The following is a 19,627-nucleotide window of genomic DNA, read 5'->3' on the forward strand; positions in this document are numbered from 1 at the left end:
ATTATTTCTTTGATTATGCCTCATAGTGAATGTTGTCAATTATGCTCTAAAAAACACTTGAAGTACTGAAAAATTAATGATATAATATCATTTGTTGAATAAACGAGACTCATTAGCAAATTTCCCCAAGCTGTTGAGGCCCTATAAAATTATAAGGGGGTGAAAATATGGCAAATATAAAATCAGCAAAGAAGAGAATAAGAGTTACAGAAACTAAAACTCTTAGAAACAAAATGATTAAATCAGCATTAAAAACTGCTATAAAGAAATACTTAGCTGCTGTAGGAAGTGGAAACGCTGAGCAAGCAAAAACTACTTTTGTAGCTGCTGTTAAATCTCTAGATATGGCTGCATCAAAAGGAATCATACATAAAAATAAGGCAGCAAGAAGTAAGTCAAGATTAGCAGCAAAATTAAATAGCATAACTGCTTAATAAATAAACCGGTTTTTTACAACCGGTTATTTATTTTTGTTTTTTATTGTTTAATTATATAAGTTATCCTGCTATAGCATTTACGATTAATAATTCCAACTCTGTTTTTTCATCAACTGTTGAGGTCTTCATCTTCTGCTCAGCATTTATACAAAGCTCAATAGCATGTTGAAGCTGTCTTAAAGTGAACTTTTTCCCTTGAGATAAAAGCATATCAAAAGCATAATCTGATCTTACATTGACCTCTTTCATAATAGTTTCTTTACTTTTTTTAGCATTAACCCCCAGTTTTACTTTAAATAGCAAAGTAAATTGTCTCTCAATCATATTCAGTATGTGATTTGTTTTTTCACCCCTGTATATAAGCTCATTTAGTACTTCAAGAGCTTCTTTCAATTTTTTATTTGAAATTGGATTCACTAAATCAAAAATGTCATCATCACTACTTTTTAGAAATAAAGCTTTGATATCTTCCTTAGTTATATCTCTCCCGTCTGTAAAGCAGCAGAGTTTCTCAACTTCATTTTCAACTACACTCAAATTATTTTCGTCCATTATGCTGCAAAAAGCTTTTAATTCAATACGCCCTATTTGTTTATCTCTATTTTCAAAAAAACTTTTATCTTATTCTCTAACTGTTGACCTTTTAGTTTGTCAACTTTTACTGTGCAAGCACTCTTGCTAAGTTTATTTATTCGCTTTCCCGGCTTATCTCTTTTTCCCTTAAACACATCATAAATTATAAGTATGCAATGATCTGGTATTGTGCCTATATACTCACAAAAACTGTTAAAAGCTTTATCTGCGGAAATCTTACTGTTTTCTCCCTTATCATCCTCTATGAAAGAGGCTCTATATACTAAAACGACCTTTTTGTCGCTCATGAAAGGAAGTGTTTGACATGCATTTATCACAGGCTCAAAGCTTTCTAAAGAATTACCATCAAACTCCATGTAGTTTAAATCCATAAAATCTTTATCTACAAACTTACTTACTAGAGACTTAACACATTCTTTTATAGTCTGTTCATCATTACCACATAATACATAACAATTATTCATAATATTTTTCTTTATATTTTGATGAAAAGTAGCTACATCTATCACTTAAATACACCTCATTATTAATACACTCTAACTATTCTATTGAATATTATAACATATAAAGATATGTTGTCTTCACTAATGTCCACTTTATTATTTTGAGAATTATTTTCTAATGACCTTTGTGGCAATTTTATAGCATCATAGCTTCTAAATACACTTAAAGCTTCTTTTTTCATATTATTGTTGATAAAAACGAACTTTTTATTTTTATTACTTATAATCGTATTAAAAGTGTTATCTTCACCATAGCACATCGCCTCTAGTTGAAAACTTCCGTCAATAGCAATTTTAAAATTTCGCTTAGGGTTAGTAAAAATTTTCTCTACATTCATTTTTTCCTTTATATTAATTACCTCCTTAACTGAAGATTGGCTATAGCTGCATACCATAGCTTTAGTAGTTTTGTACTTTATAACTACTCCTTCCCCTTCAGAAAAGCTAATGTGATATATTTGAGGTACAAAACTGTAACTTTGAAATAATATTAATATCAATATAAATGCTGGCAAGTATTTAATTTTTTTATAACCATGCCTATATAAAATAAAACTTAAATAAATTAAGATTAAAGCAAAACCATCTAAATATGTTAAATAACTTATAGGGGGACAAAATTTTAGAATTAAATAATTCGCACCTTCTATAGCAGTTAACATAAAATTTAATCCACTGTTTAAAAATCTAAACATTACAGGAATAGAGCAAAATAATAACGCCAAATTTCCTAATATAACTATCACGGAGTACATCGGAAGTAAAAAAATATTTCCTAATATAAATCCACCGCTAAAGTTTTGAACATTAAATGCTGTATAGGGTACAGAAAATATTTGAGAACTCAATGTTATGCTTAAACTCTCGTTTAACTTTTGAGGTAGTCTATATACTGTTCTTAGAATTTTTTTATAATATAAGATAATCCCAAGGGTAGCCAGGAAAGATAGCATAAAGCCAACATCTATGATATAGTAGGGTTTAATTACAAGCAGTATAAGAGCTGCCAACGCTAAGGATGATAGATTATCATAATTTTTAAAAAACATTTTAGAAAATTTGAATATAATTATCATTATAAAAGCTCTTACAGTTGAAGCTTGCATTCCTGTGAAAAGTATATAAATAAAAGATACTAAAATTGCAAATTTTAACCCAATAACAAGCTCCAATACCTTGTATATAATTGCCATATGAAATCCAGATACACTGACAGCGTGAAACACTCCCATTTTTAGAAACTCATTTTTCTGATCTTTAGTCAAATATCCTGTATCACCATAACAGAGAGCCAACACTAAAGCAGATCTCTCATCCCCTAATATTTCTTTATACTGCGTATAAATATTTCTTTTTATTTCATACAAATAGTACACATAATCCTTTTTACAAATATCATATCTATCTACTTTATAGTTTCCTATAACTCCTCTAGAGAAATCCCTATCATTTTTAAAAGTTCCATAAATCTTTATTCTTTCTCCTTCTTTAATTTTACTTACCTTCCCATTTAATAGCATCTTTCTTCCTTTATAGCTACTTACATAATAATATCCCTTATTTTCAGTCATTCTAACTTCTATAGTACTCGGAACCTTTATGTTGAAGTATATAGTAAAGCTAAAAATTCCTATAGCAAAGAAAAATATATTTATAATAAAAAATTTTTCATCTAATGTAAAGAAAAGAATAGCAAAAAAAGATGCAGTGATTACTGCACCTATGAGAGCATTTTCATACAACATCATTGAAGAAGCACATCCAATAAAAACTGAGATAGAATAATAAATAAGAGGTCTTTTCATATATATCACCACCTATTATAATATTTACCAAACAACAGGTGGCTTAATCATAATATTGTTCTTTGCCTAATTTATTAAATAGCGAAATTACAATACATACGGCCAAAATAGCCAATGTAATTTTCCAATAGTCTACACTTAAAATTACATGTAAACCTCCCATTAACACCATTATTCCGAACTGCAAAAGCAAGTTTAAACCTAAAATTAAATTCGAGAATTTATTTCGGAACAACTTCATCTTAGAGAAGCTAAGAGTAAAAAATACAGCACTCAAATTTAATGCAGTAAAAGATGCTGCTTGAGCAAATGCTATCCCCTTGCTGTATGTTAACATAAGCACTATAAATGCTCCTATTCCCATTATTGACCCATTAAAAATTACAAAAGGTTTATTCTCTTTTATAATATCTTTATCTAATTTATAATCGGCACATTTAACATCCTCATATTTATACTGAATTGCTAAAGCCATGCTGGATATGATTATTAATATATTGTGAAACCAAAAACTCTCTATATACATTAATGGAATATTATATTTCCGCAAAAACACTAATGAAGTAAATATAAGCATAGCAGTTGCACAACTTATAATATAGAGAATAATTTTTTTTATTAGATTAATTATTCTTCTTGAATCTTCAAGCATATCTAAAATATGCATAAATCCAATATCCTTTAGAATAATATCTGATAACTTTTTAACCATTTTACTAGTTGAAGTTGTAATTCCTATGTCAGATACTCTTAAAGCTGGTAAATCAATTAATTTAGAACCAATTATAGCAGTAGTATGTCCATAACTTTTTAGTGCTTTTAGTATCTTAACCTTATGTTTGGAATTTATCTTTGAAAAGATTCCTATTTTATCTCCTATTCTGTCAAATTCATCACTTGGCATATTGTCAATCTCTACTCCCGATATTATCTCATTCACCTTTGATACTAACTTCATCTTTTTACCTATAGCAAAAGCAGTAAGCTTATTATCATCAGTAATAATAACAGGCTTGATATTTAACATCTCACTTCTGGCAATAGAGTCTATTGCCTCACTCTTCAACATGTTCTCAAATCCTATCAATCCCACAAACACTAAATTGCTTTCAATATTTTCTTTAACACTGGGCTCATAGTTAAAATTCCTATAGGCAAATCCTACAACTGATAAACATTTAGCAGACATGCTAACCCCTGCGCTTCTTATTGCATTTATTTCATCTTCTGTTATATCTAATTCCACGCCATTCTTCATTATGTGTGTACATTTATTTATTATAGAATCTACAGAACCTTTAATATTAGCTCTATAATTTTCATCTACAGAGTTTATTGTGGTTAATATCTTTCTATCATTATCAAAAGGAATATATAAAACTCTTTTATGCTGTCTATCTAAACTTCTTTTATCTAACCCATTCATCATAGCAAATTTAATAATTGCCGCTTCCATTAAATCTTCTTTAGGACTTATTAACTTTCCAGTACTTACTTGTGTGTCATTACAAAGTAATCCTATATGCAACATTCTTTGTAGATTTTCAATATCCCCTTCATTTGAGCTGCCACTTACTACATCGCTGATAACATCTATAAAATTCCCATTAGTAAATATCTTTGCAACTTCCATCTTATTTTTTGAAAAGGATCCTACCTTGTCAGTACAAATAACTGATATTGAAGATAATTTTTCTATAATAGATAAATCTTTAAATTCAATAGAATTTTTCTTCATCTTTTTTAATAAGAATAATGAGACTACACTTAAAATAATTACAATGCCTTGTGGCACAGAATTCAAAATGAACTCAGCAGAAGTATAAATCATTTGCTTTATATTTTCTTTACTAACTATTTCTAGAGATATATTTATTACTAAAGCCGCTATTATAAACACACAGAAATAATTAATAATTTCATGCACCTTTTTCCCAACTTCTGTACTCTTATTCTCTTCTGAAAAGAAAAGCTTTACCATATTAGCTATTTGAGTATTCATACCTGTGGCAATTACTATACCAGTACCACTACCTCCAACAACAAAAGAGGACTTAAAAAGTATATTTTTCATATCAGATAATGTTATTTCTTTGTCTTCTATTTTTGTCTCATATTTCTCTGCTATATATTTCTCTCCAGTAACAGAAGTTTCATTTACTTTTAAATCCTCACTTTCAATAACTCGTAGGTCAGCTGGAACCCCTTCTCCTTGCCCTACAATAACAATATCACCTATAACTAATTCTTCAGTAGGTATCTTAAAAGTTCTACCATCCCTCACTACCCTTGCATAGCCAATATTTAAACTTTCTAGTTCTTTAATGTTTTTTTCGTTATTATATTTATCTAAGGATATGGGTAGTATACTCATCATTATAACTAGCAGCATTATGCCTGCTAATATAAACTGAGCAAAGTATAAAAAAACAATTAAGCATACACTCAGCATAAGTACCCAAGGTTCTTTTATCTGATTGATAATTATCCAGTATAAACTTTTGGTCTTTGGTATAAGAATTTTATTCCCACCATACTTTTCTCTCTTGATATTTATATCATCTCCGTCTAATCCGGAATAGATATTACTCTCTAGAAGTTTTACTATTTCACTCCACGAGGATCTATACCACTGAATCATACACTTTCACCTTTCTATTTTATTAATAAATGAAACTCCTTCTCTATAGTCTCGAATGAGTACTCGCTGAGTAAGTGATTCATTTCAAATCAAAGACTTGAGTTCTCTGTTTAAGCAATCATCCCAAAATTAGAGATTTTGAACGTCTGCTTAGAGGTAATAATTGTAACTTTAAATATATTTACAGACTTATATAACTAAACAATAGCTATATTGGATTTATATCACTTCTAATAGTCGTGCTAATATTATAAGACTTTAAAATAAAATAATAATTTTACTTATTCCTATCTTAGACTATAAACCACATGATTCGCACAATATATTAGATTTTAAATTTTTAGTATAAAAATTATAGTAATTTTTATACATTTTGTCTGCTTGTTAAAAACATTTATAAAATATTGTCATTGACTTTTCGACATTTTTATTTTTATTAAAATCTTTTTTCTAAAAAATGCATCAATAAATAATTAATTCACTTATTTTTTTACAACTTCCAAATGCAGTAATGCCAATTGACACAGCCTTCACACTATGGTAACATTATGTAAAAACATACTGTTTTTAAAAAATGATCATTGATAATTGAATATAATATAATTTAAAATTTCTTTTTTCCAAATACTCCACTAATCATGATATGTCATATTTATGCATATCTTGTTTTAAATTTCAATAAAATTCCAGAAAATAGTGAATAAATATTTATTTCATTTTTTAAAATTTCACAGCTAAATCATAAAAATTGGGGGTTGAAACATGATCAATTACATTCTAAAAAGATTATTTTACAGCGTTGTTACTATTTGGGTGGTTATCACTCTAACCTTCTTTTTAATGCATAAAATACCCGGAGGGCCTTTTGATGCAGAAAAAAAATTACCTCCTCAAGTTCAAGCAAACCTTGAAGCAAAGTTTGGGCTTAACAAACCTCTTGGGGAACAATATACAACTTATCTAAAAAATGTTGTTTTACATGGAGACTTAGGTCCTTCAATGAGATATGAAGGCAAAAGTGTAAATGATGTAATAGGCTACTCATTTCCTGCAACAGCAAAACTCGGACTGTGTTCAGTAGGCTTTGCACTTATAGTAGGATTATACATGGGAATAACTGCTGCACTTCATCAAGGAAAATGGCAGGACAACCTCTGTATGGTTATTGCTACTTTTGGCGTGACAGTTCCAAGCTTTGTTATGGCAACCTTCTTCATTTATTTTTTTGCGGTTTATTTAGGATGGTTTCCTGCAGTAGGCTTTGATGGACCAGAAAATTTAGTATTACCAGCAGTGGCTCTCGGCGGATATGCTACTGCATTTATTGCCAGACTTTCTAGATCAAGTCTTTTAGAAGTTATAAGACAAGACTATATAAAAGTTGCTAAAGCTAAAGGATTACAAAAGGCAAAAATAATTTATAAGCATGCCCTTAAGAATTCATTAATACCTATAATAACATATTTAGGACCTCTTCTTGCTGGTGTACTTACCGGAAGCTTTGTAATAGAAACATTATTTGGAATACCTGGACTCGGAAGAGAGTTTGTACAAAGCATAGGTAACAGAGATTATACCACTACCCTAGGAGTAACTATTTTCTACAGTACCTTATTGGTAGGATGTAATCTATTGGTAGACTTATTATATGTAACAATAGACCCAAGAATAAAACTAGAAAGTTAAGGAGGTCACAAAATGCAAGTAACTAAAAATTTAGATGAAAATTTAAACATAACAGTATCTAATTCTATACCAAAAGATATGTTTGAAAAAGTTCCTTCTGCAGATAAAAATTCTGAAGCTATAGTAAGGCCAAGTCTCACATACTGGCAAGATGTTTGGAGAAGATTAAAAGAAAACAAACTGGCTATGATAGGATTAACATTTGTTGTATTAATTACAATTATTGCAATTATAGGTCCTTTACTTTCAAAATACAACTACTACTCACAGGATCTAGATATGGCCAACCAACCTCCAAGTGCAGCTCACTGGTTTGGTACAGATAAATTCGGAAGAGACATTTTTGTTAGAATACTTTATGGAGCAAGAATATCTTTAGCAGTTGGATATGCAGCAAGTATTCTTAACATAGTTATAGGTATTTTATATGGAGGTATAGCAGGATATTTTGGTGGAAAAATAGACAACCTCATGATGAGAATAGTAGATATTCTATACTCCATCCCTATGATGATATACGTAATACTTTTAATGGTTATTTTCGGTGCTGGATTAAAAAGTATCATAATAGCTCTAGCAATAGCATATTGGTTAACTATGGCAAGAATAGTAAGGGGACAGATTATGTCTTTAAAGCAACAAGAATTCGTTTTTGCCGCTAAAACATTGGGAGCTTCTTCTATGAGAATACTTTTAAGGCATCTTATCCCTAATTGCATGGGTCCAATAATCGTAACTCTCACACTGTCAGTGCCAGAAGCTATATTTACAGAATCCTTTTTAAGCTTTATAGGCCTTGGTGTTTCCGCACCGCAAGCATCTTGGGGAACACTTGCATCAGAGGCATTAGAAGGGTTTCAACTGTATCCAACACAGTTGTTTTTTCCAGCCTTAGCAATCTGTTTAACAATATTGGCATTTAACCTATTGGGTGATGGCTTGAGAGATGCTTTAGACCCTAAGATGAGAAAGTAATAGGAGGCTTTTATTATGGAGAAATTACTTGAAATTAAAAATTTACACACATCATTTTATACTCATGTCGGAGAAGTAAAAGCCGTAAGAGGAGTTTCTCTAGATTTAGATAAAGGAGAAGCTATCGGAATAGTTGGAGAGTCAGGCAGTGGTAAAAGTATTACTATGATGTCTACTATGAGACTTTTAACTGACAATGGAAAAATAACAGAAGGTCAAGTATTATTTAACGAAAAAGATTTATCTAAATTACGAGAAAAAGAAATGGAAAAAATAAGAGGAAACGAAATAGGAATGATATTTCAAGATCCTATGACTTCATTAAATCCAGTTTTCACTATAGGTGAACAATTAATGGAACCTCTTATAAAACATAAAAAGATGAGCAAAACTGATGCTTTCAACAAAGCGGTAGAAATGCTTAAATTAGTTGGAATTCCTAGTCCCGAAAAAAGAATGAAACAATACCCACACGAATTTTCCGGCGGTATGAGACAAAGGGCTATGATTGCCATGTCTCTTGTATGTGCTCCAAAACTTTTAATAGCAGACGAGCCTACTACCGCACTAGACGTTACAATTCAAGCACAAATTCTTGAACTTATGAAAGATTTAAAATCCAAAATAGGTATGTCTATAATCCTTATAACACATGACTTAGGGGTAGTAGCAGACGTATGTAATAGAATCTATGTAATGTATGGTGGAACTATTGTAGAAAGCGGAACCTCAAGGGATATATTTTATAATCCTAAACATCCTTATACCTGGGGGCTTCTAAGAAGTATACCAAATCCTAAGGAGGATATAAAAGAAAGGCTAAAGCCAATTGAAGGCACACCACCAGATCTTTTAAAACCTCCTGCTGGATGTCCTTTTGCTCCAAGATGTGAATATACATTAAAAATATGTTTAACCGAAAGACCTCCGCAATTTGAAGCCAATAAAGGTCACTGTTCTGCATGCTGGTTAAATCACCCTGATGCACCAAAGGTTGAAGCTAACATCGAAAGGGGGAATTCATAATGGAAGATAAAAAAGTGCTATTAGAAGTAAAAGGATTAAAAAAGTATTTTGAAATAAGAAAAGGGCTTTTAGCTAATAAAAAAACATATGTGAAAGCTGTAGATGATGTTTCTTTTGCTATAAATAAAGGTGAAACTTTAGGCCTTGTTGGTGAATCTGGCTGCGGAAAAACAACCACAGGTAGAACTGTTATAAAACTCTATGAACCAACAGCTGGTCAAATAATTTACAACGGACAAGACATTTCTAAGTTGTCACCTAGTCAAATTCTTCCCTACAGAAGAAAAATGCAAATGATATTTCAAGACCCTTATGCTTCACTAGATGCAAGAATGACTGTAGGAGATATAATAGGCGAATCTCTTGATATACATGGATTAATGAGAGGCAAAGAAAGAGCAGAAAGAATTCACTACCTTTTGAGTAAGGTTGGATTAAATAGAGATCATGCTAGTAGATATCCTCATGAATTTTCCGGAGGGCAAAGGCAAAGGATCGGAATAGCTAGGGCATTAGCTGTTGAGCCTGAATTTATAGTATGCGACGAGCCAATCTCCGCTTTAGACGTATCTATCCAGGCCCAAGTAGTTAATATGCTTGAGGATTTACAAGATGATTTAGGTCTTACTTATTTATTTATAGCTCACGACCTTTCAATGGTTAAACATATATCAACAAGAATTGGAGTTATGTATCTAGGAAAAATGGTAGAACTAGCTTCTAGTAATGAATTATATAAGAAACCATTACATCCATATACTCAAGCTCTTTTATCTGCTATCCCTGTTCCAGACCCTGATATGTCTGCGGCAAATAAAAGAATTATGCTTGAAGGGGAAACTCCATCTCCTATTGATCCACCACCTGGATGCAGATTTAAAGGTAGATGTAGATATGCAAAACCAATATGTTCAGAGGCAGAGCCTGAATTAAAGGATTTAGGCGGCGGTCATTGTGTAGCATGTCACCTCTTTTAAAAATACACATTTATTTTAATCTCTAATCAAGTGAATACAGATACTAAATTCTGTATCTATAAAATATATGAATATATTTAATAAGGAGGGCTATTATGTTAAAAAGTAAAAAATCTAAAATGCTTGCATTACTTGTTACTGTAGCAGTAGCAGGTTCAGTATTTGCAGGCTGCGGCAGTAAATCAACTTCAGGTACTGCCAGTGGAAAAAAAGTAATTAAGGTTAATATTGGGGCTGATCCAAAAACTATTGACCCAGGTTTAAACAATTCTGTGGAAGGTGCTAAAGTTATATGTAACGCCTTTGAAGGGTTAACAAACTTAGATAAAGATGATAAACCAATCCCAGGTGTAGCAGAGAAATGGGAAATCTCCAAGGATGGCTTAACCTATACATTCCATTTAAGAAAAGATGCAAAATGGTCTGATGGAAAACCTGTTACTGCAAAAGACTTTGAATATGCTTGGAAGAGAGCCGCAGATCCAAATACTGCATCTGAATATGCTTATCAAATTTTTTATGTAAAGAATGCTGAAAATTATAATAAGAAGAAAGCTACTGCTGATGAGGTAGGAGTTAAGGCCACAGATGACCAAACTCTTGTAGTTACTCTTGAAGGTCCTACACTTTACTTCTTATCACTCACTGCTTTCCCTACTTATGCTCCTGTAAGAAAGGATATAGTAGAGAAAAATCCTAAGGATTGGGCTAATAAAGCTGAAACATATATATCTAACGGCCCATTTGTTATGAAAGAATATAAACCAAAAGACAGTTTAAACTTTGAAAAAAATCCTAACTACTGGGATGCTAAGGATGTAAAGCTTGATAGAATAGAATTTAAAACTTTAGAAAATGAAAGCAGTTACTTTGCTGCATTTAAATCTGGACAATTAGATATGCTTGATAAACCACCTGCACAAGAAACTCCTAATTTATTAAAGGATGGTACTGCAGTAGCTTATCCTTATCTAGGAACATACTACTATAATCTTAATGTATCACCAAATGCAGAAAACGTTAATGCAGAAGCTGCTAAAGTATTAAAAGATGTTAGAGTAAGAAAAGCTCTTACTTACGCTATAGATAGAACTGCTTTAGTTGAAAAAGTAACAAAATCTGGTGAGAAGCCAGCTACTAGTTTTGTACCAAGTGCAGCAAGTGACTCTAACGGTGGTAAATTCAAAAATAAAGAATACTACCCAGCAACTGCCGATGTTGCCCAAGCTAAAAAACTCTTAGCTGAAGCTGGATATCCTGATGGACAGGGATTCCCTAAGTTAGAAATATTATATAACACAATGCAGGGACACCAAAATGTGGCTCAAGCTGTTCAAGATATGTGGAAGAAGAATTTAGGTATAGACGTTCAATTAAGAAACGTTGAAAGAAAAGTTCACTTAACTGAGCTAAATAAACGTAATTATCAAATTGCTAGAGATGGATGGATAGCAGATTACAACGACCCAATGACATTCATTGATCAGTTTACTACTGGCAATGAACAAAACCATCCTGGATATGCTAATGCAGAATTTGATAAATTAATTAAAGCTGCTAAAGCTGAAGCGGATGCAACAAAACGAGTAGCTTTAATGCATCAAGCAGAAGATACAATCATGAATGATATGCCATTCATACCTTTATATGAGTATACTGAAGTTGTTTGTATGAATAAAAAACTTAAAAATGTTCATGTATCACCACTTGGATTCTTCTACTTTAGAGATGCTGATTTAGAAAAATAATAATATAAAAAAGGACTAGTTTTAATGCTAGTCCTTTTTATATAGGGATAATAGACCAAAAGTTAACTTTCTAATTAATTCCTCCATGTAGGGTTTCACAATCAAAATTTATTTCCATAATATGGTGCGAAATTCAGTATTTTAAAGTCTTTTACTTTATATAAATTTTATATTTTAATACATACTATACAATGGAGGTGTTTAACCATGAAAAAAAATTCTTCAAATGATGTAGTTTTATCTACACCTGCTATAAAAGAATCTTTAGGAGAAAGCACAGCAGCAGGCCTTACTAGTGATTTTGGACCTGGATATGATGGTTTAGCAGGTGATACTCCTCTCCTACCTAATTATAGTAATCCAAAAAAGCATAAAGAAATTCACTCAAAACAAAGTAATTAAATGTAAAAAAAGGATGACTCCAGTACAAGACAGAAGTCATCTTTTTCTATTTTAGAAAATAAACCTGTTATAATCAACACCAGCTGTTTACCACTTATGTGATTTACACAGCCTCAGCTTTAGCTGGTTCTTTATCTTCAAGCAGGCCTACAAGCTTCTTATCAAAGAAGAACAACAATACTGAGGATACAAACAAAATAATCGGAATAACAACATATGCCTGCATAATTGGGAATTTTGAAGCAAACTCATATAAATATCCATAGGATTTACCTGCTATGAATGAAGCCAAAATCCAAACCCCCATTAATACAGAGTAAATCTTGTTCGGTGCATATTTAGTAACAAATGAATTACCAAGTGGTGAGAATAACATTTCACCTATACTAAGTAGAATACCAAATGCCACGATCCAAATAATGTTTGCCTTAGCTGTAGCAACTCCACCTCTTGAAAGTTCTGCAAATACAAGCATCAAGAAGGATAACCCTAAGAATCCAAGACCTAGAGCTAACTTTTTAAACAAACTTAAATCTCCTTTAGGACCCTTGGACATCTTAAACCATAATGCAGCTAAAACTGGTCCAAGAGCAATACATACTAAAGCGTTTAAAGAGTCGAACCATGAAAGTGGCACTTCAAATCCGCTCACATTCATATTAACAAATTGACCACCGTAATCATAAACAGCAAGATAAGTCAAGTACCAGAACACCCAGAACACAACTGAGAATAAGGATACTAAAACAATAGCAAATACTTTTCTTTTTTCCACCTTTGTCAATGGTTTAACTTCTTCTTCTACTTTCTTTTCTACATGCTTACCCGCTTTGAACGGTTTTTTGCCTGCTTCTCCAAGGAATTTCATACCGAACAAAAACCATAGAGCATCAATAGCACAAATAATACCACATAATTGAAACGCAGGTCTGAAACCTTGAACACCGCCATGAGCAAAAGTAGTTGCCACAAGAATACCTACAAAGGTTGTTCCGATAAATGAACCAATATTTACGAAAGAATACTGAACCGAAAATGCTGAATCCAGCTGTCTTTCGTCATCAAATAAAGAACCGTTTATTGCAGAAACGTTACCTTTGAAAAGGCCTGTCCCAATAGCTACAAGGGTAACCATTAAATTCATGGTTGTCACAGTTGTTGCAGTTCCACCTAGAAAATACCCTACACCCATCAAAGCTAATCCAACCGGAACACAGTATCTAGCTCCGATGTATCTGTCAGAAATATATCCGCCAACAATAGGTGCAAGATAGGTAAAGGCAACAAGATTTGATTGAATAAGTGCAGCTTCAACTTTTGTAAGACCCAATCCACCTGTTACTACTGTAGCAGCAACGAAAACAAAGATCAGGTACTTAGCAGAATAATACGCCATTCTTTCGAGCATAAACGCGATGGAACAAACGTAGAAACCAAAAGGGCGTTTGTTTTTTACTACCATTTCACTCATAATTTTTCCTCCAATCTTATTTTTAACTTCTTCTGTATAGGATTTCAGCCACGCCCATTTTTCATCGCTCAGGTGCTCAGCTAATCTCTCGTACACAAGTTTATGATAACTGTTTAAACACAGTTTCTCATCATTGTTAAGGTCTCTTCTGTGGTTATGGCATCTTAATAGAAAACGCTTACACAAGACCTATAATTTACCATAACCTGAAATGTTAGATAATATCAAAAATACTTATATTTTAAGTATTTTTATAATTTTATGTCTTTTTTTGCTCACAACTAATTATTGCACATATGCTAGAAAAAATCAAGTTATACTAAAATAATTTTACTTATACTAAATTTAATTTTTACTATTTTATCAATATAAAATAATATAAAAACAAAAGTAAAATTATTTATCTATATAATTCTAAACAATAAAAAAACCCTCACAATAGAAATCCTTTTCTATCGCGAGGAATTTTTTCTATATATATTTATTAAATTATTCAGTAAGCTCTGTAATCTTCTTATTGCAAGCAAACAGTATAACTGCTCCAACAAAAAGTATAGTTGGTATAGCTATAAATACTTGCATTAATCCTAAGTTTCCTATAATTCCTTCTATATATCCTGATCCCTTTTGAGCTAAGAAGGTAGCGAAACTCCATACACCCATTAGTAATGCTAAATATTTAGGTGGTGCAGTTTTACTTACTACTGAATTTCCTAGTGGTGAGAAACACATTTCTCCTATAGTTTGGAATATTGTAAACATTAATATCCATAACATGCTTAAGCTAGCAGTTGTAACTCCACCTCTTACAAATTCAGCTCCTACCATTACTAAGAATCCAATACCTAGGAATATATATCCTAAAGCTATTTTTTGTGTCATAGTAAGATCTCCATTTTTTCTTGTCTTAGAAAGCTTGAACCATATTGTAGCCATTATTGGTGATAATACTACACAAAGTAATCCATTAAAGGAAGTTGTAGTCCATGTAGCAGGTATCTTAAAGTTGCCAACATTAAATTTAGTATAACTATCAACATACAATAATAGTGATGCTTCTGATTGATTGTAGAACAGCCAGAAGAATACTGAGAATAATGCTAAAATAAATATAACAAGAACCTGATTTTTTTCTCTTTTAGTTAATGGTCTATTAACATCTACTTTAACATCTGCTTTGCTGGAAGCAACAGAATATTTATTAGGTTTTTTCCCTAAATCTCCCAGATTCTTACAAGTAAATAAAAATACAATTCCTGACATTAGAGCAAATATTGCTGCTAATAAGTAACATATTCTAAATCCATGTGTAATGTACATTCCACCTAATGCAAGTGAACCAACAAATGCCCCTCCATTAACAAATGAGTAAATAATTGAATATCCCATATCCTTACGTTGATCTTCTTTTTCATATAATTCACCAACTAAGGCATTTAAGTTACCTTTAAAGAAACCTGTTCCAATAGATACTACTATAATAAGTGCGTTAATCCATGCAGCGCTGGTAGCAAAATATCCTAAAGACCAACCTGCAGCCATAAGAACTGTGCCTATCATTATACAATATCTTGGTCCTAGCCATTTGTCAGCAATGATCCCTCCAAATATTGGAGCCAAGTAAGTAAATGCTCCTAAATTTGCTGCTATAACTGTTGCCTCTGCCTTGGAAATACCAAGTCCACCTTTTGCTACCGCATATGCTAGGAAAAGTACTAAAATTGGTTTACCTCCATAGTACGCAAATCTCTCAAAGGTAAAGGTTAATCCTAACCCATAGAGAGCCTTAGGTTGCCCTTGCTTCGGCTCTGATTGCATAACTGTTTGTCCATTCATAAAAAACCCTCCATTCTAGATAATAAATATATGACTGAGTTAGAAACTCATATCATGCCCCCTAAGTATTATTATTGAATATATCTTCATATAAACTGCTTTGACTTTTATTAAAACATAATACTTTAATTACTTTTACATTTATGTATTATTTAATATAAAATTACATTTATTACAAACAATATCAATTATTACACAAATTTCACACTTTTGCAAGATATTTTCCCAAAAATTTTATATATACTTAATTTTTTCCCATTGTTTTTAAAACATTACACATATACTTAAATTTTTTTCATATTTATGCAATTTTATGCAAGATTATCATTTTAAAATTTCATTATATTTGTGAAATAGAAAGCAAGGATTTCTATTTTTCGAAAGTCCTTGCTTAATCGATATTAACTTCTAAGTATTTTTATACACAAATTAAATCTTTGGAAGACTTAGTTAGCCTTTCATTTCCTGTCTCAGTTACAATAATTGTATCTTCTATTCTTACTCCACCCCAATTAGGAATGTAAATTCCCGGCTCTACCGTAATGATACAGTTCCTTTCTATTACTCTATCTCCATTTTTGCCAAGGAAAGGTTGTTCATGTAGTTCTCTTCCTACACCATGTCCTATACCAGGATAATAATATTCAATATAATCCTTCACAATTTCTCTTATTTTATCATCAGGCGCTTTCGATGTAACTCCTGCCTTTATTGTATCCAACCCAACCTGCTGCGCTTTTTTAACAACATTATATATTTCTATTTGTTTTTCATTCGCAGTACCAACTACTATAGTTCTTGTCATGTCAGATGTATATCCCTTATACAATGCTCCAAAGTCTAAAGTGACAAAGTCACCTTTTTCTATAACTTTATCATTTGGCTTTCCATGAGGCAGAGATGTTTTTTTACCGGAAATTAATATTGTTTCGAAGCCAACTCCACTTGCTCCATTTGATTTTATTATATATTCTAGCTTAGCAGCTACTTCATTTTCTGTCATTCCAGGTTTTATAAAGTTTAATATATCTTCAAAGGATTTATCTGTAATTTTAGAAGCTTCCTTTAGTATTTCTATTTCTTCTTCATCTTTTACATATCTTAAATCTTCTATTACATTATTAGTAGGAATAAGCTCAACGTCAGGTATACTCTTTTGAAGTTTATCATATAAGTCATAGGAGGTTGCAACTCTTTCAAATCCAAGTTTCTTTATGTCATTGTTTTTGCATAATTCCTTAATTGCATCTACAATGCTTGTCCCAATCTTTTGCCAATTTATTATTCGAAACCCTTTACATTCTTCTTGCGCAAGTTCAAAAACCTTCCATCAGTTATAAGAAACTGTTGGTCTGTACCTATTAGCGCATATGCAGCTTCATCAGAAAATCTACTTATGTAATTCACATTAGCTCTTTTTACTAAAAATAAAGCATCCCATTCGTTATCTTTTAATATGGCTTGTGTTCTATTTAACCTTTCCATTTTACATCCTCCTTTTATTAAATGTTTTGTAAATATCGTCCAATTCAAATTATATCACAACTCTTTTCCATTAGAAACACCAAAATGAAATTTTACCTTTATTTTTGTATTTATATTTAAAAAAATTTAGTTATAGTAAAACTTTATCAATTTTATCAATTGAATATTTTATATATATGAACTTTGGATACTTTAAAATTATCAGTTTAGCATTAAATATATTTTTCAATAAAATAGCTATTAACGAGATTGGCTGTTTTTTCCAAAGCTATAAGTGTTGGCGCCTTAAGTCACTTTTTTAATAAATCGTAAAATAATAAGCACTAGTGCTTCACTAGTGCTTATATCAAATATTTATTTCTTTAGAGAAATCTTTCCTCTAAGCTTTTATTAGCTTAGGACAATTATTATTATATTTTCCAATTATTACAAAATAATGACCAAATTGTTACATTTCTGTATACTTTAAAATAAAAAACCTCTAAACCATGTAACACATTGATATTACTAGCTTAGAGGTTATCTTTTTATATTGGCGGGAATATGTGGGAATCGAACCCACCCGACGAAACTCATACTTTTTGTTTTTTCAACCTAGTTAATAAAAAGCTTTATTTTCAATACTTTAAATACATTTCATCTTCAAAATAAATTACTTATTTTCATATAAAATTTAGTATTACTGCACACCTATTGCACGAAAATTTTTCTATCTTTAATTACATATAACGTCTGTGCTTTCAGCATCTAAAGCTTATATATAAATCAAATTATATACTAAAACTCCATATAAAAAATGACTTAATTAGACTAACATAAAAATAACTCTCTCATAAATCGCATAATAAGAAAAGTGCGTAACATTTTTTATTAAAAATAATTAGGTATTTCTATCTGTGGAGCATTAGTATTTATATCCCAAGTATTAGGCTGACAATAAGCCATTAAAAGACTTGATGTACGTTTTTGAAAATTATTGGGTAATGCTTCAAATTTAAGTTTATTATAAAAATCTGCACCAATATCTGAATATAAAAACCAAATATCTATAGGAATATCTCTATTTATATATGACATAGTCTTTTCTATTAAGTTTGACCCATAACCTTTCCTTCTTAAATGTATTGGTGTAGAAATAGAACCAATTCCTCTTATTTCTAATCCAGTACCACAATTAAGATGATTTAAGTTATGTATAAGTAACGAACTTGATAAAACCTTATCATCATTTTCTAATACATACCACTTTCCATTTGCATACTTAATAGACGACTTACAAGTTAAAAGATAATCTGGTTTAGAAAGACCATCGCCCCAAGCATCATAACCCATCATGTATATTATTTCAAAGTCCTTTTCTTCTGCTTCACGCAAATTCATTCCAATACCTCCTGTCAAAAATACATAAAACCTGTAGCAAAATTTCATACTAATATTTATTATAATATATTCCTCGGTTGAGACACATTTTGTTCCGAATATGACTTTATGTATTAATATAATTATATAGTTTTTAATAATACAAATAAAGGAATTTTATTAAAGAAAAAGAGCTTGCATCCATTAAGATACAGGCTCTTTGTTAAAAATCATTTTCTTGTATACTTCTTATATGTCTAATAAAGAATACTGCTAATACTGTTATGTATATAAAAAGTAATATAATTGCAGTTCCAAAACCGTAATACACTAGTTTTATTAATTCCAATTTCAAAATAATCACTTCTAATTCATATAACTATAATTTAAATTCTAACCACATTTAAAAATACTGATCCTTTCTTTTTTTAAAACCTTATTTTAAAAATTTATCACATAATATACTATGAATATATTTTGTCAATGCTCCAGTGGAGTAACATTTCAAATTGGCCATAAAGCTAACAATTTTAAAAATGATCTTAAAGGATAATAACATATATATCAAAATTTCCATTAATCATTTTTAACTTAATGTGATGCTAATATCCCACGTTTGGAACTTTGGTGAGCAGGATCCAGCGTTGCATTATATAAGTTTCTTCTCGATATGAGTCTGCAC

The 19,627-nt window shown here is 31.0% G+C and carries 13 protein-coding genes and 3 pseudogenes; 7 read left to right on the forward strand and 9 right to left on the reverse strand.

The genetic code is table 11. The annotated features are described in order from the left end of the window. Positions 1 to 167 precede the first annotated feature (167 nt). A complete protein-coding gene (gene rpsT, locus RCG18_RS02420; protein WP_308039848.1) occupies positions 168 to 434 on the forward strand; it encodes a 30S ribosomal protein S20 in 267 nt (88 codons plus the stop codon). A gap of 63 nt (positions 435 to 497) precedes the next feature. Here the strand turns inward: rpsT and holA are convergent. The 3 genes and pseudogenes from holA to RCG18_RS02440 form a co-directional block, all read right to left on the reverse strand. Continuing rightward, positions 498 to 1,495: pseudogene (gene holA, locus RCG18_RS28945) on the reverse strand (DNA polymerase III subunit delta). A 62-nt stretch (positions 1,496 to 1,557) separates the two neighbouring features. After that, a complete protein-coding gene (locus RCG18_RS02435; RefSeq protein WP_308039851.1) occupies positions 1,558 to 3,339 on the reverse strand; it encodes a ComEC/Rec2 family competence protein in 1,782 nt (593 codons plus the stop codon). 43 nt (positions 3,340 to 3,382) lie between these two features. Next, complete coding sequence (locus RCG18_RS02440; protein WP_308039852.1) at positions 3,383 to 5,980, reverse strand: HAD-IC family P-type ATPase; 2,598 nt, start codon at positions 5,978 to 5,980, stop codon at positions 3,383 to 3,385. Positions 5,981 to 6,742: 762 nt separating this feature from the next. Here RCG18_RS02440 and RCG18_RS02445 point away from each other — a divergent pair. The 6 genes from RCG18_RS02445 (at position 6,743) to RCG18_RS02470 (ending at position 12,794) form a co-directional block, all read left to right on the forward strand. Further along, a complete protein-coding gene (locus RCG18_RS02445; RefSeq protein WP_308039853.1) occupies positions 6,743 to 7,666 on the forward strand; it encodes an ABC transporter permease in 924 nt (307 codons plus the stop codon). Between the two features lie 12 nt (positions 7,667 to 7,678). Next, entirely contained in the window at positions 7,679 to 8,641 is a 963-nt protein-coding gene (locus RCG18_RS02450; protein WP_308039854.1) for an ABC transporter permease, read from the forward strand. Positions 8,642 to 8,656: 15 nt separating this feature from the next. Next, on the forward strand, positions 8,657 to 9,667 hold the full coding sequence (locus RCG18_RS02455) for an ABC transporter ATP-binding protein (RefSeq protein ID WP_308039855.1): 1,011 nt from the start codon (positions 8,657 to 8,659) through the stop codon (positions 9,665 to 9,667). Then, positions 9,667 to 10,644, forward strand: coding sequence for a dipeptide ABC transporter ATP-binding protein (locus RCG18_RS02460; RefSeq protein ID WP_308039857.1), 978 nt, complete (start codon positions 9,667 to 9,669; stop codon positions 10,642 to 10,644). Before RCG18_RS02455 ends, RCG18_RS02460 begins: the two co-directional genes overlap by 1 nt. 95 nt (positions 10,645 to 10,739) lie before the next feature. Next, entirely contained in the window at positions 10,740 to 12,392 is a 1,653-nt protein-coding gene (locus tag RCG18_RS02465) for a peptide ABC transporter substrate-binding protein (RefSeq protein ID WP_308039858.1), read from the forward strand. Between the two features lie 207 nt (positions 12,393 to 12,599). After that, on the forward strand, positions 12,600 to 12,794 hold the full coding sequence (locus RCG18_RS02470; protein WP_308039859.1) for a hypothetical protein: 195 nt from the start codon (positions 12,600 to 12,602) through the stop codon (positions 12,792 to 12,794). 103 nt (positions 12,795 to 12,897) lie between these two features. Here RCG18_RS02470 and RCG18_RS02475 read toward each other — a convergent pair whose 3' ends face one another. From RCG18_RS02475 to RCG18_RS02495, 6 genes and pseudogenes are all read right to left on the reverse strand, one after another. Next, positions 12,898 to 14,256 (reverse strand): peptide MFS transporter, encoded by a 1,359-nt coding sequence (locus tag RCG18_RS02475; protein ID WP_308041951.1) that lies wholly within the window; start codon positions 14,254 to 14,256, stop codon positions 12,898 to 12,900. A gap of 48 nt (positions 14,257 to 14,304) precedes the next feature. Continuing rightward, positions 14,305 to 14,451, reverse strand: a pseudogene (locus tag RCG18_RS28950) (M24 family metallopeptidase C-terminal domain-containing protein); the annotation flags it as partial. Positions 14,452 to 14,754: 303 nt separating this feature from the next. After that, positions 14,755 to 16,101 carry a peptide MFS transporter gene (locus RCG18_RS02480; protein ID WP_308039860.1) on the reverse strand — a complete coding sequence of 449 codons (1,347 nt, stop codon included), beginning with the start codon at positions 16,099 to 16,101 and terminating at the stop codon, positions 14,755 to 14,757. A 418-nt stretch (positions 16,102 to 16,519) separates the two neighbouring features. Continuing rightward, complete coding sequence (locus tag RCG18_RS02485; protein ID WP_374119114.1) at positions 16,520 to 17,251, reverse strand: M24 family metallopeptidase; 732 nt, start codon at positions 17,249 to 17,251, stop codon at positions 16,520 to 16,522. Between the two features lie 3 nt (positions 17,252 to 17,254). Next, a pseudogene (locus tag RCG18_RS28955) lies at positions 17,255 to 17,586 on the reverse strand (aminopeptidase P family N-terminal domain-containing protein); the annotation flags it as partial. Between the two features lie 870 nt (positions 17,587 to 18,456). Next, complete coding sequence (locus RCG18_RS02495; protein WP_017210113.1) at positions 18,457 to 18,966, reverse strand: GNAT family N-acetyltransferase; 510 nt, start codon at positions 18,964 to 18,966, stop codon at positions 18,457 to 18,459. Positions 18,967 to 19,627: the final 661 nt, after the last annotated feature.

It is taken from the genome of Clostridium sp. OS1-26 (assembly GCF_030915445.1).
Taxonomy (GTDB): domain Bacteria; phylum Bacillota; class Clostridia; order Clostridiales; family Clostridiaceae; genus Clostridium_AM.